Origin of the sequence: Saccharothrix ecbatanensis (genome assembly GCF_014205015.1) — a bacterium.
Lineage (GTDB): Bacteria > Actinomycetota > Actinomycetes > Mycobacteriales > Pseudonocardiaceae > Actinosynnema > Actinosynnema ecbatanense.
The window spans coordinates 6207611-6230772 of the sequence record NZ_JACHMO010000001.1 but is presented as its reverse complement, the minus strand read 5'-3'; the positions used below and the strand labels follow the sequence as shown (position 1 = coordinate 6230772).

The 23162-nt window shown below is 69.6% G+C and carries 16 protein-coding genes and 1 pseudogene; 10 read left to right on the top strand and 7 right to left on the bottom strand.

Annotated elements, in window-relative coordinates; translation table 11 throughout:
• Positions 1–36: 36 nt before the first annotated feature.
• Together F4560_RS26585 and F4560_RS26580 are read left to right on the top strand one after the other, a co-directional pair.
• Positions 37–1629: an SDR family oxidoreductase gene (locus F4560_RS26585; protein WP_184924286.1), complete on the top strand. Its 1593-nt coding sequence runs from the start codon at positions 37–39 to the stop codon at positions 1627–1629.
• Between the two features lie 65 nt (positions 1630–1694).
• Complete coding sequence (locus F4560_RS26580; RefSeq protein WP_184924284.1) at positions 1695–2615, top strand: cation diffusion facilitator family transporter; 921 nt, start codon at positions 1695–1697, stop codon at positions 2613–2615.
• Between the two features lie 8 nt (positions 2616–2623).
• Here the strand turns inward: F4560_RS26580 and F4560_RS26575 are convergent, their stop codons facing one another.
• The 3 genes from F4560_RS26575 to F4560_RS26565 form a co-directional block, all read right to left on the bottom strand.
• Positions 2624–6883 carry a GH92 family glycosyl hydrolase gene (locus F4560_RS26575; RefSeq protein WP_184924282.1) on the bottom strand — a complete coding sequence of 1420 codons (4260 nt, stop codon included), beginning with the start codon at positions 6881–6883 and terminating at the stop codon, positions 2624–2626.
• A 399-nt stretch (positions 6884–7282) separates the two neighbouring features.
• Positions 7283–9172 carry an acyl-CoA dehydrogenase family protein gene (locus F4560_RS26570; RefSeq protein WP_184924279.1) on the bottom strand — a complete coding sequence of 630 codons (1890 nt, stop codon included), beginning with the start codon at positions 9170–9172 and terminating at the stop codon, positions 7283–7285.
• 138 nt (positions 9173–9310) lie between these two features.
• The gene (locus tag F4560_RS26565; RefSeq protein WP_184924278.1) at positions 9311–9679 is read right to left on the bottom strand and encodes a hypothetical protein; all 369 of its coding nucleotides are present in this window, start codon (positions 9677–9679) and stop codon (positions 9311–9313) included.
• 415 nt (positions 9680–10094) lie between these two features.
• Between F4560_RS26565 and F4560_RS26560 the strand changes: the two genes are divergently transcribed.
• Entirely contained in the window at positions 10095–10460 is a 366-nt protein-coding gene (locus F4560_RS26560; protein ID WP_184924276.1) for a hypothetical protein, read from the top strand.
• A 9-nt stretch (positions 10461–10469) separates the two neighbouring features.
• On the opposite strand, the pseudogene F4560_RS26555 reads toward F4560_RS26560, so the two are convergent.
• From F4560_RS26555 to F4560_RS26545, 3 genes and pseudogenes are all read right to left on the bottom strand, one after another.
• Positions 10470–11299: pseudogene (locus F4560_RS26555) on the bottom strand (IS5 family transposase).
• 67 nt (positions 11300–11366) lie between these two features.
• Positions 11367–12056 carry a DUF305 domain-containing protein gene (locus tag F4560_RS26550; RefSeq protein WP_184924272.1) on the bottom strand — a complete coding sequence of 230 codons (690 nt, stop codon included), beginning with the start codon at positions 12054–12056 and terminating at the stop codon, positions 11367–11369.
• A 5-nt stretch (positions 12057–12061) separates the two neighbouring features.
• Positions 12062–12868, bottom strand: a complete 807-nt coding sequence (locus tag F4560_RS26545) for a thioredoxin-like domain-containing protein (RefSeq protein WP_184924270.1) — start codon at positions 12866–12868, stop codon at positions 12062–12064.
• A gap of 170 nt (positions 12869–13038) precedes the next feature.
• On the opposite strand from F4560_RS26545, the gene argS reads away from it, so the two are divergent.
• From argS to rho, 6 genes are all read left to right on the top strand, one after another.
• Positions 13039–14682, top strand: a complete 1644-nt coding sequence (gene argS, locus F4560_RS26540) for an arginine--tRNA ligase (RefSeq protein ID WP_184924268.1) — start codon at positions 13039–13041, stop codon at positions 14680–14682.
• Positions 14682–16106: a diaminopimelate decarboxylase gene (gene lysA / locus F4560_RS26535; protein ID WP_184924266.1), complete on the top strand. Its 1425-nt coding sequence runs from the start codon at positions 14682–14684 to the stop codon at positions 16104–16106. Before argS ends, lysA begins: the two co-directional genes overlap by 1 nt.
• Positions 16107–17441: a homoserine dehydrogenase gene (locus F4560_RS26530; RefSeq protein WP_184924264.1), complete on the top strand. Its 1335-nt coding sequence runs from the start codon at positions 16107–16109 to the stop codon at positions 17439–17441.
• Positions 17438–18544: a threonine synthase gene (gene thrC, locus F4560_RS26525; RefSeq protein WP_246477885.1), complete on the top strand. Its 1107-nt coding sequence runs from the start codon at positions 17438–17440 to the stop codon at positions 18542–18544. Before F4560_RS26530 ends, thrC begins: the two co-directional genes overlap by 4 nt.
• Positions 18541–19416, top strand: coding sequence for a homoserine kinase (thrB, locus tag F4560_RS26520; protein ID WP_312869489.1), 876 nt, complete (start codon positions 18541–18543; stop codon positions 19414–19416). Before thrC ends, thrB begins: the two co-directional genes overlap by 4 nt.
• A 343-nt stretch (positions 19417–19759) precedes the next feature.
• On the top strand, positions 19760–21946 hold the full coding sequence (gene rho, locus F4560_RS26515) for a transcription termination factor Rho (protein ID WP_184924262.1): 2187 nt from the start codon (positions 19760–19762) through the stop codon (positions 21944–21946).
• Between the two features lie 259 nt (positions 21947–22205).
• Here the strand turns inward: rho and F4560_RS26510 are convergent, their stop codons facing one another.
• Positions 22206–22613, bottom strand: a complete 408-nt coding sequence (locus tag F4560_RS26510) for a hypothetical protein (protein WP_184924260.1) — start codon at positions 22611–22613, stop codon at positions 22206–22208.
• A gap of 246 nt (positions 22614–22859) precedes the next feature.
• On the opposite strand from F4560_RS26510, the gene rpmE reads away from it, so the two are divergent.
• Positions 22860–23075 carry a 50S ribosomal protein L31 gene (rpmE, locus tag F4560_RS26505; protein WP_184924258.1) on the top strand — a complete coding sequence of 72 codons (216 nt, stop codon included), beginning with the start codon at positions 22860–22862 and terminating at the stop codon, positions 23073–23075.
• The last annotated feature ends 87 nt before the right edge of the window (positions 23076–23162 follow it).

The window sequence follows — 23162 nt, the reverse complement described above, 5'->3', positions numbered from 1 at the left end:
CGTACTGGGCGGAGCGGTTTTCACCCCCTACCCTCCATGGTTGTGGAACCGGTGCGTGAGCGTTTCGTTCAGGTCGGTGACCTGCGGCTTCGGGTGTTGGAGGAGGGGGTGGTCGGGGGGACTCCGGTGGTGTTGGCGCACGGGTTCCCGGACAGCTCCGACGTCTGGGGGGCAGTCGCCCGGAGGCTTGCCGAGCGGTTCCACGTGATTCGGTACGACGTGCGCGGCACGGGGGGATCTGGGGCTCCGGGTGGGCGCGACGGGTACTCGATGGAGAGGTTGGTCGAGGACCTGGCGACCGTGGTGCGGGAGGTGGTGGGGCGGCCTGTCCACCTTGTCGGCCACGACTGGGGGTCGATCCAGGGTTGGGCGGCGGTGGCTGCGCATCCCGATCTGTTCCTGTCCTTCACGAGCATGTCGGGGCCGGATCTGGGGCACGTCTCCGACTGGGTGCGCCGGAATCGGTGGCAGCCGTTGAAGGTGTTCGGGCTGCTGCGGCGGTCCTGGTACATCGCCGGGTTCAAGGTGCCGGTGGTGCCGGAGTTGGTCTGGCCCGTAGTGCGCAAACGGTTGCGCGCGGGGCGGCGGGAGTGGGTCAACGGGTTGGGCCTGTACCGGGCCAACTTCGGGCGTCGGTGGCGGCCGTCGCGGGTGTCCACCAGGGTTCACCAGATCGAGTTGACGAATGACCTGTACGTGGCGCACGCGCACCTGGAGGCCGCTGAGCCTTGGGTCGCCGACCTCAGTCGTAGCGTGCTCCACGCCGGCCACTGGGCCCAGCGGACGCACCCGGACCAGGTCGCCCGGCACATCGAGGACGCGATCGACAACCGCCGGAGGAAGCGCCTGGTGGTCATCACGGGCGCCGGCAGCGGGATCGGGCGGGCCACCGCGCACGCGTTCGCCGAACAAGGCGCAGAAGTGATCGCGCTGGACATCGACGAGGAGTCGGCCCGGGAAACGGCCGCACGGACTGGTGGCCACGCCTACCAGCTGGACGTCACCGACCGTGCGGCCACGGAGAAGGTCGCGGACGAGATCAAGGCCCGGCACGGCGTCCCCGACGTGGTCATGGCGAACGCCGGCATCGGCGTGGCGGGACCGTTCCTGCACACGTCCGAGGAGGACTGGCGGCGAGTCGTCGACGTCAACCTCTGGGGCGTCGTCCACACGCTCAGGGCCTTCGCGCCGCAGCTGGTGGACCGCGCCGAAGGCGGCCACCTGGTCGTCACGGCCTCGGCCGCGGGCTACTTCCCGACCGCCGCCCTGCCCGCCTACTCCACCACGAAAGCCGCCGTCCTCATGCTCGCCCAGTGCCTGCACGCCGAGCTGCGCGAGCACGGCATCGGCGTCAGCGCGATCTGCCCCGGCATCGTGCACACCAACATCACCAACACGTTCACGTTCGCCGGCAAGACCCCGGCCGAGCAGGCGGAACAGCGCCAGTCCGCGACCAGGGCCTACCGGCTCCGCGGCTTCGGCCCGGAGAAAGTCGCAGCCGAAGTCCTCAAAGCGGTGCACGACGACAAGCTCGTGGTACCCGTCACGGCAGAGGCGAAAGCGGCGTACCTGGGCAACCGGATCGCGCCGGCGCTGGTCCGCGCGGTCGGCCGGCTGTGGCGCCTCTGACCGAGTTCTGACCAACCGAACCCAACCGGTTGCACTCATGCGCATGTGACTATATGTTCGCTGACATGGGTCACGGACACGGCCACGGTGGGTCGCCGCTGAGCGGAAGCGCCAAGCACCTCGGCCGGCTCTGGATCGCCTTCGGCATCGGGGCGGCCTTCATGGCCGTCGAGTTCGTCGTCGGCATCGCCACCGGCTCGCTGGCCCTGATCTCCGACGCCGCCCACATGCTCACCGACGTCCTGGGCGTCGGCATGGCCCTCGCCGCCATCATGCTCGCCCGCCGCGCGCACCAGAACCGGGGCGGCAGCCGCACGTACGGCCTCTACCGCGCCGAAGTGCTCGCCGCCCTGGCGAACGCCGTGCTGCTGTTCGGCGTCGCCGGTTACGTCGTCTACGAGGCCGTGGGCCGCTTCGGCAACCCACCCGAAGTGCCCGGCCTCCCCGTTGTCCTGGCCGCCACCGCGGGCCTCGTCGCCAACGTCATCGCGTTCTTCATGCTCAAGGAAGGCGCGAAGGACAGCATCAACATCCGCGGCGCGTACCTGGAGGTCCTGGCCGACCTCATCGGCTCCGTCGGCGTGCTCATCAGCGGCGCCGTGACGTTGATCTTCGGCTGGCGCTACGCCGACCCCGTCATGGGTGTCGCGATCGGCCTGTGGGTCCTACCGCGCACGTACAAGCTCGCCGCGAGCGCGCTGCGCATCCTCTTCCAACACGCCCCGGCACGCCTCGACGTCGCCGAGATGCAGGCCGACCTGAACCGCCTCCCCGGCGTCGCCGAAGCGCACGACCTGCACGTCTGGACGCTCACCTCGGGCATGGAGGTCGCCTCCGCGCACCTCACCACCCGCGACCACGTCGACCCGGCCGAAGTCCTGCACGCCGCCCAGACCCTGCTGGCCCAGCGCTACCACATCGAGCACGCCACGCTCCAGGTCGAACCAGGAGATTCCGCGCAGAGGTGCCGCGAAATCTCCTGGTGAACCACGACCTACAGCGAAGAGCACTGACCGTTCTTAGGCCCGCTCACCTCGTTCGCCCAACCGTTATTCACCGGCGCGGGCTCGTTGTTCTGGCACGTCAGCGGTCCACCGACGGTGTTCCCGGCGACCGACGTCCCGCCCTTGTTGCCCACAATCGTCACCGGCCCGTTCGTGGTCACTCGTTCCAGTGACACCTCGCCGGACGTGCCGTTGATGTTCACCGGACCGCCGACGGACGTCTCCACCAGCACGACCGCCGCCGCGCCTGCCGCCGTCACCGAACCCACCGAGCCGCCGAACACGTACAGCGACGCGCCCGGCGCCACGGTCACCGGGCCGGTCACGGAAGCGCCGTCCACGCACGTCACGCCCGAGACCTTCAACTCCCCGACGTGCTCACCGGTGACCACGGTCCCGCAGGTCACGAACGGCTTGGCCAACAGCTCGAACTCGGCCACGGTCGCCTGACCGGGGAACTCCAGCCGGTAGTGCTGGTAGTGACCCGGCCGGGCGATCTTGAACGCCCGCGTCTGCTGCCGCCACGGGAACGCCTCACCGGACCGTCCATCCACAGTGGACCACGTCTGCCCGTCGTACGAGCCCTTCAGCGCCCAGGACGCCGGATCACCGCCGCCCTTGCCGGACGTGAGCGTGTAGAACGACGCGTTCTCCTTCTTCGACGGCAGGTCCACCTGCAACCACGACAACGCGCCCGACGTCTGCGAGGTGTTGTCCACCACCGAAGAAGGCGCCCCGGTCACCTTGCCCGACGACGTCACGTCACGCAGCGGCGCAGGAGCTTCCGAACCCGTGGTCAACGACGGCGGCGCGGCGTCCGGACCGGTGGCCCACGAAGAAGGCGCGGACCCCATCTCGAAGTCCAGCACCCCACCCGACGCGATCTCCGCGTGCGGCAGGTACGACTTGTCCCACTTCTTCCCGTTCACCTTCAACGACTGCACGTAAATGTTCCGCGCACTGTTCGAAGGCGCGTTGATCACGAGCGAACGCCCGTTCTCCAGGTGCACGGTCATCTTCTTGAACAGCGGCGACCCGATCGCGTACGACGCGTTGCCCATCTGCAACGGGTAGAAGCCCATCGCGCTGAACAGCCACCACGCCGACTGCTCGCCGTTGTCCTCGTCACCGGGGTAGCCCTGGCCGATCTCGCTGCCCAGGTACAGCCGGGACATGATCTCCCGGACCTTCTCCTGCGTCTTCCACGGCTGACCGGCGTAGTCGTACATGTACGCGATGTGGTGCGACACCTGGTTGGAGTGCCCCAGCTGCCCCATCCGCACGTCCCGCGCCTCGGTCATCTCGTGGATCACGCCGCCGTACGAGCCGGGGAACTTCGCCGTCTCCGGGGTCGCGAAGAACTCGTCCAGCTTCGACCCCAGCCCTTCCTTCCCGCCGTACAGGTTGGCCAGGCCCTGGCCGTCGTGCGGCACCGAGAACGCCATGTTCCAGCCGTCGGTCTCGGTGTAGTCGTGCCCCCACTCGCGCGGGTCGTACTCGTCGGGCGACGCGCGCCGCGTGCCGTCCGGCTTGCGGCCCTGGAAGAACCCGGTGGCCGGGTCGAACATGTGCACGTAGTTCTGGGCTCGGTTCGAGAAGTACTCGTACGACGCCTGGTACTGCGCGTCGCCGGTCTCCTCGTACAGCTGACGCGCCATGTTGGCGATGCCGTAGTCGTTGACGTAGCCCTCGATCGCCCACGACATGCCCTCGCCGGTGGCGGTGGACGTGTAGCCGGTGAAGATCGACGTGTCCAGGCCCTTCCGACCGACGCCCGCGTTCGGCGGCGCGACCGTCGCGTTCTTCACCGCCGCGTCGTAGGCCGCCTTGACGTCGAACGACCGCACGCCCTTGACGTACGCGTCCGCGAACGCCACGTCGGAGCTGGTGCCGGTCATCAGGTTCGCGTAGCCGGGCGACGACCAGCGCGAGACCCACCCGCCGTCCCGGTACTGCTGCACGAACCCGTCCGCCAGCTCACCGGCCTTCGTGGGCGTCAACAGGCTGTACGCGGGCCACGTGGTCCGGTAGGTGTCCCAGAACCCGTTGTTGACGTAGATCTTGCCGTCCACCACCTTGGCGCCCGTCCGCGTCGGCGTGGACGGCCCGGCCGCCTGCACGGGTGACGCGTACTGGTGCTTGGGCGCGTCGGCCGTGCCGGTGTTCTCGAAGCCCGAGTTCGGGTACAGGTAGAGCCGGTAGAGGTTCGAGTACAGCGTGGTGAGCTGGTCCTCGGACGCGCCTTCGACCTCGACCATGCGCAGCACGCGGTCCCACGCCTCCTGCGCCCGGTCACGCACCGAGTCGAACGTGTCCGAAGTGGACACTTCCAGCTCCAGGTTCCGTCGCGCCTGGTCCACGCCCAGCAGCGAGGTGGCGATCTTCATCGTGACGGTCTTGTCGGCCGACGTGTCGAACTGGAAGAAGCCCGCCACGTTGTCCCGGCCCGCGCCGGTCAGCCGCCCGCTCGACTTCACCGGCTTGTCCACCACGCCGTACACGAACAGCCTGGTCGCGCCGGTCGACAGCCCGCTCTTGACGTCGGAGAAGCCCGTCACCACGCCCGACGCCGGGTCCAGCGTCAAGCCACCGCTGTTGTTCACGTTGTCGAACACGAGGTTCGACGAGTCGCCGGTGAACGTGAAGCGGAACAGCGCGGCGTGGTCGGTCGGCGCGATCTCGGTGCGCATCCCGTTCTCGAACGTCACGCCGTAGTAGTGCGCCCGCGCGACCTCGTTCTCGTGCCGGAACGGCAGCGCGCGCACCGCACGGTCGGCGGTCGGCGTGCCGATGGACGGCATCACCTGGAACGTCTGCCGGTCGCCCATCCACGGGCTCGGCTCGTGGCTCGCGGTGAAGGCCTGCAACGTCGGCAGGTTGTCCCGGTTGTTGTTCTTCGCGTACTCGTACAGCCAGCTGATCGAGCCCGCGTTCGTCATGGGCGACCAGAAGTTGAAGCCGTGCGGCACGGCGGTGGCCGGGAAGTTGTTGCCCCGCGAGAACGAGCCGCTGGAGTTCGTGCCGCGGTTCGTCAGCACCCAGTCCGACGGGCGTGGCCGCTCCACCACCACGGGCGCGGACTTCACCGCGATGTCGTCGATCCACCCGTTGAACCCGGCCGGGCCCTTGGGGTTGTCGTAGGCGACCAGGATCCGCTTGATCGTCTTACCCGCCGCCACCGCGCCGACCACCGACGCGATCCGGTTCCACTGGTTGGTGTACAACGACTTCGCCGCGCCCTGGCCGCGCGGTGACAGCTCGAACCCGTGCTGGTCGCGGGCGCCCAGGTCGCTGAGGTAGGTGCCGTCCGAGAACGCCAGGTCCAGCGACACGAACGTCGCCGGGTAGTTCAGGTCGTCGGTGATGAACGACGGGAAGACCAGGTACGACAGCTCGGTCGTCGACGTGACCGGGATGTCCACCTCGAAGACCTTGTTGTACGAGTAGCCGCGCCCTTCGGCGACGTGCGTCCCCTGGTACCGCAACGCCTTCACGCCGGTGAACCCGGCGCCCGCCTTGGCGTTGTAGCCGCCGTTCGCGCCCTTGCCCACGGTGGTGCGCATGTTCTGCGCCGGCGGGGTGGTGGAGCCGTCGGAGAACTGCACCTCGGCGAGCTGGACGATGTTCACGCCGCCCGCGTTCGCGGAGATGTCCAGCTGGTAGAACCGGAACGCCTCGGTGTTCGCGGTGTCGTAGGTCTTGGTCTGGAACCGCTCGGCGAACACCTCGCCGGCCCGGGTGTCGATCGTGGTCCACGCGGCGCCGTCGTTGGAGGCGCGCAGCGTCCAGTTCTTCGGGTCGCGCTCCGGCGCGTCGTTGGCCGACGACATCGCGTACCGCTGGACCGCGACCGGCTCGGCGAACGTGAACCGGACCCAGCCGGTGGGGGTGAAGGTCAGCCACTTGGACGACACGTTGCCGTCGACCAGGTTCTCCTTGACCTCACCGGATTCCACGTACTCGGAGTTCGCCGCCACGTCGACCACGCGGTCGGTGACGTTGCCGGGGATGCCGGTGGAGTCCGAGCCGTTGACGCCCGACGTGCGCGGCGTGCCGTCCGGCCCCGTCTCCACCGTGCTCGACCACTTCGGCTGCGGCTGCCCGTCCTCGAACGACGTGGCGAAGAGCGTCTCGCTCACGGTTGGCTCCCCCGGTGCGGCGATCGAAGACGACCAGCCTCCCACGCTTCCCAACGCCAGTGCAGCAGTCGTTATGACCGCAAGCGATCTTCTACTCCGCATGAGCCCCATTGCGCACGCCTTCCGCCATCCGACAGCTGATCTTTAGCGAAGCAAAGGGCTTACCTGACATCGTTGTCAAGATCAGTCGCGGAACTTGTCCGGAAGCCTGTCTTACCACCGGCCGCGATCACGGGGCGTGCGCACGGCGGTTGGTCGCCGAGGCGGCATCACTCTCTGAGAGTAGTCAAGAGGCCCCTACCTGGTGATTCACTCAAACGTCGTAGGTATGAACTGGCCGGTAAGGACGTAGCGTGACCGTACCTCCTCCTGGAGGGTGTGTGTGTCCTTCTGTTGTTGCTAGGGGAGTCGAAAGGGGAGTACGGGGGACGTGGTCCCCTTTCGACCGTCACACGGGGCAGGTGCCGCGCCCGCAAACACCTGCCCCGTGTGGACAACGGAATCGGAGCGCTAAGGCGTCTTCCGGTGCACGTTGCGCATTGTCGAAGCCCGGTGCGTCGAGTCCGCGATCCACGGGCCGGGGCTGGACGGGTCCAGCACCCCCTCTTCCACCCAGGTGAACCGCCCGTCCGTGACGTGCCGCGCCAACGCCAGGTCGGAGTCGTCCGAGTTGCGCCACAACCGGTCGAACAGCTCGTCCACCCGCACCCTGGACTGCACGGCGAACGCGTCCGCCAGCGCCACCGCCCGGTCGCCGTCCGCCGCCGCCTTCACACACGCCGCGCTGATCGCGAACAGCTCCGCGCCGATGTCCACGATCCGGGCCAGGAACCGCTGCTTGCGCTCCATCCGCCCCTGCCAGCGGGACATCGCGTAGAACGTCTGCCTGGCCAGCCGGCGACTCGCGCGTTCCACGAACCGCAGGTGACCGGCCAACGGGCCAAACTCTCCGTATGCGCGTGGCACCTGGCCCTTGCCGACCACGAGCGTCGGCAGCCACTTGGCGTAGAACCCGCCCGCCTTGGCGAACGCCCGCGCCTTGCGCTTGGCGTCCGCCTCCGGGTCGATGATGTCCCCGGAGACGGACAGGTGCGCGTCCACCGCCTCCCGCGCGATCAGCAGGTGCATGATCTCGGTCGAGCCCTCGAAGATCCGGTTGATCCGCAGGTCCCGCAGCATCTGCTCGGCCGGCACGCCGCGCTCGCCGCGGGCCGCCAGCGACGCCGCCGTCTCGTAGCCACGACCGCCGCGCAGCTGGACCAGCTCGTCCGCGACCAGCCAGGCCATCTCGGAGCCGTAGAGCTTGGCCAGCGCGGCCTCGATGCGGATGTCGTGCCCGCCCGCGTCCGCCAGCTCACTGGACAGGTCGAGCACGGCCTCCAGCGCGTAGGCGGTGGCCGCGATGAACGCGACCTTGCCCGCGATCGCCTCGTGCCGGCCGATCGGGCGACCCCACTGCACGCGTTCGGCGGACCACTCGCGGGCGATCTTCAGGCACCACTTCGCCGCGCCCGCGCACATCGCGGGCAGCGACAGCCGGCCGGTGTTGAGCGTGGTGAGCGCGATCTTGAGGCCCGCGCCCTCCTTGCCGATCAGGTTGGCCTTCGGCACGCGGACCTGGTGGAACCGGGTGACGCCGTTCTCCAGACCGCGCAGGCCCATGAACTCGTTCCGGTTCTCCACCGTGATGCCGGGTGAGTCGGCCTCCACCACGAACGCGCTGATGCCCCGGCCGGGCACCTGGGCCATCACCACGAGCAGTTCGGCCACCACGCCGTTCGTCGTCCACAGCTTGACGCCGTCGAGGACGTAGCCGTCGTCGGTGGGGGTGGCGGTGGTGCCGAGGCGGGCCGGGTCGCTGCCCACGTCCGGCTCGGTGAGCAGGAACGCGCTGATCGCGCCGTTCGCGCAGCGGGGCAGGTACGCGCGCTTCTGCTCGTCCGTGCCGAACAGGGCGAGCGGCTGCGGGACGCCGATGGACTGGTGCGCGGAGAGCAGCGCGCCGAGGGCGGGGCTGACCGAGCCGATCATCATCAACGCCCGGTTGTAGTAGACCTGGGACAGGCCGAGGCCGCCGTACTCGCTTTTGATCTTCATGCCGAACGCGCCGAGCTGCTTCAGGCCGGTCAGCACGTGGTCGGGGATGAGGGCGTCACGCTCGATGAGCGCGCCGTCCACGGTGTTCTCGCAGAACTCGCGGAGGGCGGTCAGGAACGCCTCACCCCGTTGCCGGTCCTCGGCCGAGCCGCTGGGGTGCGGGTGGATCAGGTCGAGCCGGAAGTGGCCGAGGAAGAGCTCCCGGCCGAAGCTCGGATGCCGCCACCGCGTCTCCCGTGCCTGTTCGGCGACCTTGCGGGCGGTGCGCTCGTCGATGTGCTTGTCGGGATCCACTGCGGTCATCGCTGACCTCCAGGACGGGGCCTCCACGTTACTGCCGGCTGGTAGCCCCATCTGGGTGACGCGAAGCCGGCGAACGGCCGGACCGTCCGCCTTCTGTGTCCCGCGCGCGGGACACAGAAGGCGGACGTCAGCTCGCCCCTACGCGATCAGCGTGCAGGGAGCGCCCACCCGGTTGAAGTGGGTGCCGCTGACGTGCTGCCAGCTCTCCGCGCAGATGTAATTACCAGGAGCGACGCCCACGCCGCCGTAATTGACCCGGAAGCTGCCCTGATTGTGCGTCGGACCGGTCACGCCACCGACGTTGTGGAAACCCCAATACGTCCCACAGATGTTGCGCGCTTCCGCCCAGTGGATGCTGCGCAGGCCTCCGCTCGTGGTGTACTCGACCCAAAGGGTCGTGCAGCCGTTCGTGCTCGCGTTGCTGGCGAGGGCAGTCGGTGCCGCCGCGAACAGCAGACCGGCTGCGGCCACGACGGCGAATAACGCCGACAAAAGTCGCTTGATCACTGTTTCTCCTCATGGGACTGGAGCCCCAAAGGCCCCCCGGCCCGACTTCGCAGTCAGGGGCGCGGCGATGCCGTGCCGATATCGCAAGTTAGTGACGAAACCGAATCCGGCGCAAGTCAAAAAACGAACTTCAACGTTGAAGTACCGATTTCAGCAGGTGACCGCGGGGGCCCTGACCCGATCAGACGAATCAACTCGGCAGGGGAGCGGCATTGCGTTCGGTGAGGAGGTCCTTCATGTACGCGCTCTCGCTGCGAACGATCGACGCGACCTCGCGGACGGGGCCTCCCACGCTACTACTGGCGGGTAGCCCCAACCGGGTGACGTAAACGCGCGGAAGGCTTGACCTTGGGCGCGGTACCCGAGCGCGGCCTAGGGACTGTCTCTCAGATCCGTCTGTGGGATCGTCGTGCTCATGATCGAGTCGTGGGTCGTCGATGACGGCAGCGATGTGCAGGTGGTGCTGGAGACCCTCCGGGCGAAAATCGGCGAGGGGCAGCTTGAGACCTGGCTGGCCAGTTCATCCGGCCGCAAGTTGGCCTTCGTGACGAACGCCGAGCGCGCGCTGGTGGTGTTGATGGATGGTGAGGATGATGCTGGCGAGCACGCCGTCGACCCTGGAGCTGAGGGATCGAGCGGCGGTTTCGTTCTGTCCAATGGGCAGTACGACGAATACCCGGACGTGGACACCGTGCCGCTTGAAGAAGCGTTCAGGATCGTCGACCACATCGTCAGCAGGGGGACTTGGCCCGCAGACGCGCGCTGGGCGGTCGACCGTTGATCGAGCCAGCTACTGCCGGATCCAGATGAGGATGGCGGCAAAGTGGAGTGCGGCCTGATAGGCAATGGCGCGCTTGTCCGTTCGCATCGCCAGGCCGCGCCACTGCTTCAGCCGGTTGATGCATCGCTCGACAGCATTGCGCTGCTTGTATGTCTCAGCATCGAAATCAGGCGGGCGTCCTCCTGCGCTGCCTCGCCGTAGGCGGTGTCTTACCTGGTCGGCGGGCTGCGGAATGACGGCACGGATGCCGCGACGACGGAGGTGCCTGCGGATCGCGCGGGAAGAGTACGCGCGATCCGCGAGGACAGTCTCTGGTCGAGTCCTCGGTCTCCCCACTGTGCTCCGGGGCACTCGGATCCTCGCCATGACCGCCTCGAAGGCCGGTGCGTCTCCGGCCTGGCTCGCGGTGACATGGAAGCCCAACGGTCGCGCCTGGCCGTCACTGGCAAGGTGAACTTTCGTGCTCAAGCCACCACGTGAGCGTCCGAGTGCATGATCGTCGGGTTCGGCCCGATCGGGATCCCGTTTTTCCTGGCTCCGGCGGCGTGCTGGTGAGCCCGACGGACTGTTGAGTCCACGGACACCGTCCAGCCCAACTCGTCGCCAGCGTCCGCAGCGGTCAGGACGGCCGTGAGGATCCGTACCCAGGTGCCGTCAACGGCCCACCTGATCAGGCGCTTGTGTGCAGTCTGGAACGAGCCGAGTTCGGCAGGCAGGTCCCGCCAGGGCGAGCAGGTTCGGTACTTCCACGCGATGGCCTCAAGGGTTCGACGGTGGTCGGCCCACCGTCGCCCACGGACCGGATCGGCCGGCATCAACGGCTCGATCCGGGCCCACATCAAATCAGTGATCACCAACCGGACAGACACATCCGATCAACTGACCAACCCACCAAAGAGACACGCTCTAGGCGGGCAGGGGAGCGGCGCCCCGGTCGGCGAGGAGCTTCTCCATGTACTCGCTCTCGCTGGTCTGCGACTTCAGCATGCTCCCCGCGAGCGTCCGCACGGCGTGCTGACCGGCGTGCTGCGACCCGTACTCCGCCATCGGCGCGCCACCCTGGTGGTGCCGCAGCATGAGCTGGAGGAAGTACACGTCGAACTCCACGCCCGACAGCGAGCGGAGCTTGGCCAGGTCCTCCGAGGTGGCCATGCCGGGCATCGGGGCGCCGTTCGGCGCGTCGCCACCGGCGGTGTGCCCGTGAGCGGAGGCGGTGTTCATCCACGCCATGTGCCGACCCGCTTCCGGCTGTTCCGGCCGGCCCCAGAGCATCAGCCAGCCCTTCATCCGGCCGACCTGCTCCAGCTGCGTGCCGGAGATGTCGAACGCGAACAGCCGGATGTCCTCGTCGGTGGACCGCTCGCGCGCGATGTTGGCCATCTGCACGGCCTGGATGTGGTGCATGGCCATGTCCTGGCAGAAGCCGACGTCCACCGAGTCCGCCGCGGGCACGGACGCGTCGTCCGAGTTCGGCAGCTGGATCAGCAGGCCGACCGCGGCGCCCAGCAGCAGCGTGGCGACCACGGCGGCACCGAGGACCACCGCCCGGACGAGGTTGCCTCGCCCGGGGGTGGTCCCGGCAGAACCTTCAGTCACTTCGTTCAGCTGCCGGAGGGCGTGGCGGCGCTGCTCGGAGCGGTGCTCGCGGCGCCGCGAGCGCTCTCCGCCTCGTCACCCATCGGCTCGGCGTCCGCACCGGGCGGCTCGGGCGCGAACGGGGCCGGGCTCGACGCGAACGTCGGGTTGTCGCAGGGCGCGCCGACCTCGGGGTACGTGTACTGGTTGCGCCGGAGCGCCTTGACGAACTGGTCGATGCGCTCGTCGTCGACGCTCTCCAGCTTCAGCTGGTGGCCCCACGACTGAAGGGCGATCGGCTTGTCCAGGCCGGGGTACGGCGACATGATCGTGAACGGCTGGCCGTCGACCCTGGCCTTCAGCTTGTCCAGGGCCTCACCGGTCACCTGGTCGGGGTTGTAGGCAACCCAGACAGAGCCGTGCTCCAGCGCGTGCACCACGTTCTCGGTGCGGACGGCGGTCGGGTACACCACACCGTTGCAGTCCGCCCACGCGTTGTCGTGCGGTCCGCCGAACGGCGGCGAGAAGTCGTACGCCACGCGCTGCGGCGCGTCGATGTGCTTGCCCGGCTTGTAGTCGCGCTTGACGACCCCGGTGATCTGGTCGGAGGGGTCCTTGTTCTCCTCCGACGGGACCCACTTCGCGAGCGCCGCTTCCTTGGCGTTCTGCTCGGAGATCTGCGCGAACGCATAACCGAACACGGTGCCGGCCAGGGCCAGCACGGCTACCACCGCCAGGATGGTGCCCCAGGGCTTCGGTTTTTTCGCCACCACCGAGGAGCGCGCCGCCGCAACGCTTCCGCGCGCGGCCTTCGTCTTCTTGCCGCTGGTCATGTCCGCCTCAGTCTCGTCATACGCCCATGCCGCAGGTCAGTGTAGGGATACTGTGTCTGATCACCGTCAACTGCCCGTCACAGCGGGTGGCCGCGGCCAGTGGCGATTCCCACTTCGCGGGACGCCCATCCCGGTCGAGACCAGCGGGAACGCTTCCCTAGACTTGCCGGGTGACTCCCGCTGCGCTCGCTGAACTGGTCCGTGCGACGGCCGTGGACGTGTTGTCCACCCGCGGCCTCGATCCCACTGCCCTGCCCACAGCGGTCACGATCGAGCGCCCCCGCAACCCCGAGCACGGCGACTACGCCACCAACGTGGCCCTCCAGACCGCCAAGAAGGTCGGCGTGACGTCCCGCGACCTGGCCGGCTGGCTGGCCGACGCGCTGACCGGCACCGATGCCATCTCCTCGGTCGAGGTCGCGGGCCCCGGCTTCCTGAACCTGCGGCTCGCCGCGGACGCGCAGGGCGAGATCGTGCGCGACGTGCTGAAGGACGGCGAGGCGTACGGCCGCGGCGACGTGCTTGCCGGCACCCGGGTCAACCTGGAGTTCGTCTCGGCGAACCCGACCGGCCCCATCCACCTGGGCGGCACCCGCTGGGCCGCGGTCGGCGACGCGCTGGGCCGGATCCTGGAGGCCAACGGCGCCGAGGTCACCCGCGAGTACTACTTCAACGACGCGGGCGCGCAGATCGACCGGTTCGTCCGGTCCCTGATCGCCGCCGCGAAGGGCGAGCCCGCGCCGGAGGACGGCTACGCGGGCGGCTACATCGGCGACATCGCGGCCGAGGTGCTGCGGCAGGAGCCCAGCGCGCTGACCTCGGACGACTCGCACGAGGTGTTCCGCCGGATCGGCGTCGGCCTGATGTTCGAGGAGATCAAGAAGGCCCTGCACGACTTCGGCACGGACTTCGACGTCTTCTTCCACGAGGACTCGCTGCACAAGTCGGGCGCGGTCGCGAAGGCCGTCGAGCAGCTCAAGGGCTCCGACTCGCTGTACTTCGAGAACGGCGCCTGGTGGCTCCGGTCGACCGAGTTCGGCGACGACAAGGACCGCGTGGTCATCAAGAGCGACGGTGAGCCGGCTTACATCGCGGGCGACATCGCGTACCTCGTGGACAAGCGGTCGCGCGGCTTCGACCTGTGCATCTACATGCTCGGCGCGGACCACCACGGCTACATCGGCCGGCTCAAGGCCGCCGCCGCCGCGCTGGGCGACGACCCGGACTCGGTCGAGGTGCTGATCGGCCAGATGGTGAACCTGGTCAGCGACGGCAAGCCGGTGCGGATGAGCAAGCGCGCGGGCACGGTGATCACCATGGAGGACCTGGTGGACGCGGTCGGCGTGGACGCCGCCCGGTACGCGATGTCCCGCTCCTCGGTCGACTCGTCCCTGGACCTGGACCTCGACCTGCTGCGCAAGCACAGCAACGACAACCCCGTCTTCTACGTCCAGTACGCGCACTCCCGGCTGGCCTCGCTGCTGCGCAACGCCGCCGACCTGGGCGTCACGCCCGGCGACGCGCTCGACCTGCTCACGCACGACCGCGAGGGCGACCTGATCCGCACCGTCGGAGAGTTCCCGCGCGTCATCGGCACCGCCGGTGAGCTGCGCGAACCGCACCGCGTCGCCCGGTACCTGGAAGAGCTGGCGGGCACCTACCACCGGTTCTACGAGGCGTGCCGGGTGCTGCCGCGCGGCGACGAGGAGACCACCGAGCTGCACCGCGCCCGGCTCCAGCTGTGCGCGGCGACCCGCCAGGTGTTCGCCAACGGCCTCGCGCTGCTCGGCGTGACCGCGCCGGAGCGCATGTGATGCGCGCCCACCCGGCCGGTCCCCGGCACGCCGACGTCATGATCCCGTCGAACACGGCGGGCAACCGGCCCTCTTCGGCCGATGAGCTGGGCTCGCTGCACCCCCAGGTGTGGCCGCGCAACGCCGAACGCGGCGACGACGGCGCGGTCCGCCTGGGCGGCGTCGACGTGCGGCAGCTCGCCCAGGAGCACGGCACGCCGCTGTTCGTGATGGACGAGGCCGACTTCCGGGCCCGCTGCCGCGAGCACGCCGAGGCGTTCGGCGACCCGACCCGCGTCCACTACGCGTCCAAGGCGTTCCTGTCCGTCGCGGTGGCCCGCTGGGTCGCCGAGGAGGGCCTGAGCATCGACGTGGCCAGCGGCGGCGAGCTGGCCGTGGCGCTGCGCGCGGAGTTCCCGGCGGAGCGGATCGCGCTGCACGGCAACAACAAGTCCGTCGCCGAGCTGACCACGGCGGTCGAGGCCGGTGTCGGCGCGGTCGTGCTCGACTCGCACTACGAGATCGCCCGGCTGGACCAGATCGCCCGTGAACGGGGCCGCGTGCAGCCGGTGATGATCCGGGTGACGGTCGGCGTCGAGGCGCACACCCACGAGTTCATCGCCACCGCGCACGAGGACCAGAAGTTCGGCTTCTCGCTGTCCTCGGGTGACGCGGCCGAGGCGGCCCGCCGGGTGCTCAAGTCCGAAGGGCTGCGGCTGACCGGCCTGCACAGCCACATCGGCTCGCAGATCTTCGACGCCAGCGGCTTCGAGGTCGCCGCGCGCCGGGTCATCGGCCTGCTCGCGGAACTCCGCGACGAGCACGGCGCCGGCATCCTCGACCACGTCACGACGGTCGACCTGGGCGGCGGCCTCGGCATCGCCTACACCCCGGACGACGACCCGCCGCCGCCTGCCGAGCTGGCCAGGCAGTTGCGCGACATCGTGGCCAAGGAGTGCGAGCACGCCGAGCTGCCGATGCCCAAGATCGCGGTCGAGCCGGGCCGGGCCATCGTCGGCCCCGGCACGGTGACGCTGTACGAGGTGGGCACCATCAAGGACGTCCAGCTCGACGCGGGCGTCGTGCGCCGGTACGTGAGCGTGGACGGCGGCATGAGCGACAACATCCGCACCGCGCTCTACGACGCCGTGTACGACTGCAAGCTGGTGTCGCGTGCCGCGTCGGAGGGCGCGAACCCCGTGCTGTGCCGCGTCGTCGGCAAGCACTGCGAGTCCGGTGACGTGGTCGTGCGCGACTGCTGGCTGCCCGACGACCTCGCTCCCGGCGACCTGATCGCGGTGGCCGCGACCGGCGCGTACTGCTACTCGATGGCCAGCGGCTACAACCGACTTCCCCGGCCCGCGCTCGCCGCGGTCGTGGACGGCCAGGCCCGGTTGCTCTTGCGCCGGGAGACCGAGGAAGACCTGTTCCGCCTGGAGGTATGAGTGTCTAGCCACAAACCGATCAAGGTCGCGTTGCTCGGCTGCGGCACGGTCGGCACCGAGGTGGTCCGGCTGCTCACCGACCAGGCGGCCGACCTCACCGCTCGCGTCGGCGCGCCGGTCGTGCTGACCGGTATCGCCGTGCGCAGGCCCCACAAGCACCGTGACGTGCCCGCGGAACTGCTGACGACGGACGCCGAGGCGCTCATCGCGTCGGACGTCGACGTCATCGTCGAGGTCATCGGCGGCATCGAGCCCGCCCGTTCGCTGCTGCTCGCCGCGTTGCGGTCGGGCAAGTCGGTGGTGACCGCGAACAAGGCGCTGCTCGCCGAGCACTCGGCGGACCTGTTCGAGGCGTCCGACGCGTCCGGCGCGGACCTGTACTTCGAGGCGGCGGTGGCGGGCGCGATCCCGTTGCTGCGCCCGCTGCGCGAGTCGCTGGCGGGTGACCGCATCACGCGCGTGATGGGGATCGTCAACGGCACCACGAACTTCATCCTCTCGGGCATGGACTCCACCGGGGCGAGCTACGGCGAGACCCTGGACGAGGCGACCCGGCTCGGGTACGCGGAAGCGGACCCGACCGCCGACGTGGACGGCTTCGACGCCGCGTCGAAGGCCGCGATCCTGGCGTCACTCGCCTTCCACAGCCGGGTGACGGCCGCCGACGTGTACCGAGAGGGCATCGCGTCGGTCAGCGCCGCCGACATCGCCGCCGCCAAGGCCCTGGGCCGCACGGTGAAGCTCCTCGCGATCTGCGAGCGGGTTTCCGTCGGCGGGGACGACGACCAGACGGCCGCGGACGGCACCCCGATCACCGAGAGCATCTCGGTGCGCGTGCACCCGGCGATGATCCCCAAGTCCCACCCGCTGGCGGGCGTCAACGGCGCGTTCAACGCGGTGTTCGTGGAGGCCGACGCGGCGGGCGAGATGATGTTCTACGGCCAGGGCGCGGGTGGCGCCCCGACCGCCAGCGCGGTGCTCGGCGACCTCGTGGCGGTGGCCCGCAACCGGGTGCACAGCGGTCGCGGCCCGCGCGAGTCGGCGTACGCGGCACTGCCCGTGCGGCCGATGGGCCAGACGCCCACGCGCTATCACATCAGCCTCGACGTCGCCGACCGGGCGGGCGTGTTGTCGCAGGTCGCGGCGGTGTTCGCGGAGCACGACGTGAGCATCGCGGCGGTCCGGCAGGAGGGCCGGGTCGACGACGCCAGCCTGGTGATCGTCACCCACGCCGCGACCGATGCGGCATTGCGGTCGACCGTGGACAAAATCGGCGGGCTGCCCGTGGTTCGTGAAGTGGTCAGCGTGATGCGGGTGGAAGGCGAAGAGCTATGACGACGGCACAGGCGACCATGGGCGGAGCCGGCAATCCGGTTGCCGCGCGGCCGGGGTGGCCGGGCATCATCCGCGCCTACGCGGACCGGATCCCGCTCCCCGAGGGCGCCAGGGTCATCACCCTGCATGAGGGCGGCACGCCGCTGGTGTTCGCCGAGCACCTGTCGGAGCTGACCGGCTGCCAGGTCTACATCAAGGTCGAGGGCGCCAACCCGACCGGCTCGTTCAAGGACCGCGGCATGACCGTGGCCATGACGCACGCCCTGGCCAGCGGCGTCCGCGGGGTGATCTGCGCGTCGACCGGCAACACGTCGGCGAGCGCGGCGGCGTACGCGGCCAAGGCCGGGATGGCCGCCGCGGTGCTCGTGCCGCGGGGCAAGATCGCGCTGGGCAAGCTGGCCCAGGCCGTCGCGCACGGCGCCAAGATCCTCCAGATCGACGGCAACTTCGACGACTGCCTGGAGCTGGCCTCCAAGACGTCGATCGAGTACCCGATCACGCTGGTCAACTCGGTCAACCCGGTGCGGCTGATCGGCCAGAAGACCGCCGCGTGGGAGATCTGCGACGTGCTCGGCCGCGCGCCCGACATCCACTGCCTGCCGGTGGGCAACGCGGGCAACATCACCGCGTACTGGCGCGGGTACTCGGACTACTACAACGACGGCGTGATCACCGCGACGCCACGCATGTTCGGCTTCCAGGCCGCGGGGTCCGCGCCGCTGGTGCTGGGCGTGCCGGTGGCGAACCCGGAGACCATCGCGACCGCCATCCGGGTGGGCAGCCCGGCGTCGTGGACCGGCGCGGTGACCGCCAAGGAGGAGTCCGGCGGGCTGTTCGAGGCCGTGACGGACGAGAAGATCCTGGAGGCCTACCGGCTGCTGTCCTCGACCGAGGGCATCTTCGTCGAGCCCGCGTCCGCGACCAGCGTGGCGGGCCTGCTGGCCACCGTCGCCGACGGACGGCTGCCGAAGGGCTCCACGGTCGTCTGCACGGTCACCGGCCACGGCCTGAAGGACCCGGACACCGCGCTGCTGGGCATGGCCGAGGTCGAGCCGGTGCCGGTGGACCCGGCCGCCGTCGCCACGGCGCTGGAGCTGGCGTGACGGGCGTCCGCGTGACCGTGCCGGGTTCCACGGCGAACCTCGGCTCGGGGTTCGACGCGCTCGGCATGGCGTTGGGCGTGCACGACGAGCTGGAGTTCGAGGTCGTGCCCGCCGGGCTGGTCGTCCAGGTCTCGGGTGAGGGCGCCTCGGACGTGCCGACCGACGAGGGTCACCTGGTCGTCCGGGCGTTCCGGGCGGCGTGCGACCTGGTCGGCGCGGACGTGCCGGGGCTGCGGCTGACGTGCCGCAACACGATTCCGCACTCGCGCGGTCTCGGGTCCTCGGCGGCGGCGATCGTGGCCGGTGTGGCGGCCGGATACGCCCTGGCCGGTCGCGAGTTGGACACAAGCGCGTTGCAACTCGCCGCGGAGTTCGAGGGCCACGCGGACAACGCCGCGGCCAGCATGTTCGGCGGCGTCGTGATCGCGTGGACGCAGGGTGACCACTACCACGCCGTGCGTGTGGACCCGGATCCCCGGCTGACTCCGGTCGTGCTGGTGCCCGAAGCGGAATCGTCCACCAAGACGACCCGCGGCCTGCTCCCGTCGAAGGTGCCGCACGAGGACGCGGCGTTCGCCGTGGGGCGGGCGGCGCTCGCTGTACGCGCTCTCACGGCGGAGCCGGCGTTGCTCCTCGCCGCGCTGGACGATCGGCTGCACGAGCCGTACCGGGAACCGGCCTGGCCTGCGACGACCCGCCTGGTGCGGGCGTTGCGGGAGGCCGGCGTGGCGGCTGCGGTGTCGGGGGCGGGACCGACGGTCCTGGCCCTGCCCGTGGACGGCGACCTGCCGCCGGGGGTGGACCTGACCGGGTTCGCCGCCCGTCGCGTGCCGGTCGACCTGGGCGGGGTCCGCGTTGCGCCACTCGACTGAGTGAAACGACGCGCCGCACCCCGGTTGTTGCACCGGACCGTACCGGCGTCTACCCTCGGGGCCATCAGTCACCGCGCGCACGGGCGCCGGTGTAGTGCCCGGACGTTCGTTCCGGGTCGCATTCCTCCAGTGATCTGGCTCTGTGCCGTATGGACGGGGCCGACGCTGGAAGGCACCCGCTCGCCGTGTGACCGAAGTCCCGTACCGGAGGACTCCGCTTTCGTGCGCGTTCCGCGCCGTCCGAGGTCCGCCTGAACCGGGACGAAACTGCCGCACCGCATTCCGTCGGACGGCAGGTCCGCTGGCTCGCGTAGGAGGCGCGATCCGGTCAGGAAGGACATGTGTGACCAACACCGATGTACTGAGCAGCCAAGCTCCTGCTGCTCCCAATCCCGCTGCCAGCAGTTCCGGAGCCGAGGAGAACGTTCTGACCACCCCTTCGAACGGCAGCGCCACGCCCCGCAAGCGCGCGGGCCTCTCTGGAATGGTGCTGGCCGAACTCCGTGAACTCGCAGGTCAGCTGGGCATCACCGGCACGGCCGGCCTTCGCAAGGGCGACCTGATCGCGGCCATCAAGGAGCGGCAGGGCGGCACCTCCGGTCGGGGCAGTGCCGCGACGCCGTCCAAGACCGAGCCGCCCAAGGCCGAGAAGAAGGCCGACGCGCCCAAGGCGGCCGCCGTCAAGGCGCCCGTGAAGGAGCGGGCCGCCGAGGCCCAGGCCCCGGTGGAGAAGCCGACCCAGCAGCAGCTGGACGTGACCGACCGACCCGCCGAGGAGGAGGGTGGACGTCGCGGCAACCGTCGCCGTCGTTCCGCCAACCGCCCCGCGGGCAGCCCCGAGGCTCCGGCCGCGGAGGCCCAGCAGGCCCAGCCGCAGGTCGAGCGTCCCGCCCAGGCGGAGCGCCAGGCCGAGCGGCCCCAGGCCGACCGGGCGCCGTCCGACCGCGCCCAGACCGACCGGGTCCAGTCCGACCGCGCCCAGGGTGATCGCCAGCAGGCCGACCGCCAGCAGGGCGACCGGACCCAGTCCGACCGTCAGCAGGGCGAGCGCGCCGAGCGGCCCGACCGCGGCGACCGTCAGGACCGCTCCGAACAGCGCGAACAGCGCCAGGACCGGGGCGACCGCGGCAACCGCGGCGACCGGCAGGAGCGGGGCGACCGCGGCGACCGTGGAGACCGTGGTGGTCGTGACGACCGCGGCGACCGTGGCGGCCGTGACCGCGACCGCGACCGTGACCGCGATCAGAGCCGCAACCGCCAGCAGAGCGGCCCGAGTGACGACGGCGACGAGGACGGTGGCCGTCGTGGTCGCCGCTTCCGCGACCGCCGCCGCCGTGGTGGCCGTGGCGACGAAGCCGGTCCCGCCACCGACACCGAGGTGCGCGACGACGACGTCCTGCTGCCCGTGGCGGGCATCCTCGACGTGCTGGAGAACTACGCGTTCGTCCGCACCTCGGGCTACCTGGCCGGGCCGAACGACGTGTACGTGTCGCTGTCGCTCGTCCGCAAGTACGGCCTCCGTCGCGGTGACGCCCTCATCGGCGCCGTGCGGCAGCCGCGTGACGGCGAGCAGCAGCGCCAGAAGTTCAACCCCCTGGTGCGGGTGGACAAGATCAACGGCCTCGACCCGGAGGAGTCCCGCAACCGGCCGGACTTCACCAAGCTGACGCCGCTGTACCCGAACGAGCGCCTGCGGCTCGAGACGGAACCGCACATCCTCACCACGCGCGTCATCGACCTGGTGATGCCGATCGGCAAGGGCCAGCGAGCCCTCGTCGTGTCGCCGCCGAAGGCGGGCAAGACCTCGGTGCTCCAGGCGATCGCGAACGCGATCACCAAGAACAACCCCGAGTGCCACCTGATGGTGGTGCTGGTGGACGAGCGGCCTGAAGAGGTCACCGACATGCAGCGGTCGGTGAAGGGCGAGGTCATCGCCTCCACCTTCGACCGTCCGCCGTCGGACCACACCACGATCTCGGAACTGGCCATCGAGCGGGCGAAGCGCCTGGTCGAGATGGGTCACGACGTGGTCGTGCTGCTGGACTCGATCACCCGGCTGGGTCGTGCCTACAACCTCGCGGCCCCCGCGAGCGGCCGGATCCTGTCCGGTGGTGTCGACTCGACCGCGCTGTACCCGCCGAAGAGGTTCCTGGGTGCGGCCCGGAACATCGAGGGCGGCGGCTCGTTGACCGTCATCGCGACGGCCCTGGTCGAGACCGGGTCCGCGGGCGACAGCGTGATCTTCGAGGAGTTCAAGGGCACGGGTAACGCCGAGCTCAAGCTGGACCGGAAGATCGCGGACAAGCGGACCTTCCCGGCGGTGGACGTTGACGCGTCCGGCACCCGCAAGGAAGACCTGCTGCTGTCTCCGGACGAGCTGGCCGTCATGCACAAGCTGCGCAGGGTGCTGCACGCCCTGGACAGCCAGCAGGCGATCGACCTGCTGCTCGACCGGCTCCGCAAGAGCCGGACGAACATCGAGTTCCTGATGCAGGTCGCGAAGAACACCCCGAGCGGCGACAACGACTGACCCGCTCAGCACCACTCGAAGGCCCGTCCGGCACCGCCGGGCGGGCCTTCCCCATCCCGTGAGTCCTACGTTCAGAACGCGCGAGTCGTACCTTCAGGACCACCGTGTCCTACGTTCAGGACCCCCGAATTCAACGCTCAGAACAAACGATCTTGTTCTGAGCGTTGAATTCGGGGTACGCGAACGTAGGACTCACGGGTCGCGAACGTAGGACTCACGGGGTCTGAGTGTTCGACACGCGGGGGGTGACCGCGGGGGGTCAGCAGTGGGAGGTGGGGGTTAGGCCGGCTTTGGAGAGGGCGGCGGTGCGGCGGCGCTCCAGGAAGTACTCGGCGATCAGCAGGGCGGTGACCGGCACGCCCAGGCACACGACGGCCACCACGGGCACACGCACGCCGTCCAGCAGCAAACCGCCCACGAACACGGACGCCAAGTAAGGCCACCGGAGCCACACGCGCTGCCAACGGGCGGTCCACACGACCGTGTTCGACAACGCGATGCCCACGGCGACACCCGCGCCGAAGACGGGGCCCGACAGGGCCATGGACCCCGGAACCCCCAGCAGCAACCCGCCCAACCCGGTCAGACCGAGCACGGCACTGCTGAACAAGAACGGCACAGCCAGCCACGCGGTCAACCGGAGCGGGCGTCCGACAGCGCACAACACGCGCCAAGTGTGGCGTCCAAGCAACGCCGGTACTGCTCTCCGTAGCCCAGCGGTTACCTGGAGCGCCAAATGGTCGACCACGATCGGTGAGTGGTTGTGACACCGGCCACGGGGAACAACGATCCGTGACCTCGCGTTGCAGGGGTAGACAGCCGATCTGGCACACTGTCGGGTCGAGTCCGGCTCCGGTTCACCTCGAAGAACAGCAACGAGGACCCGGCGGCCAACGAGGAAAGGGACGAGACGTTGAAGACCGGCATTCACCCCGAGTACGTGACGACCGAGGTCACCTGCGGTTGTGGCAACACCTTCGCCACCCGCAGCACCAAGACTTCGGGCTCGATCCACGTCGAGATCTGCGCCAACTGCCACCCGTTCTACACGGGCAAGCAGAAGATCCTCGACACCGGTGGTCGGGTCGCGCGCTTCGAGGCCCGCTACGGCAAGCGCGCCGCCAAGTAGCTGCCAGAACGGCGTCCACCCCGATTCGCGGGTGGACGCCGTTGTCGTCTCCGCACTCCTCTACGACCGCAGCGACCGCAGCGACCG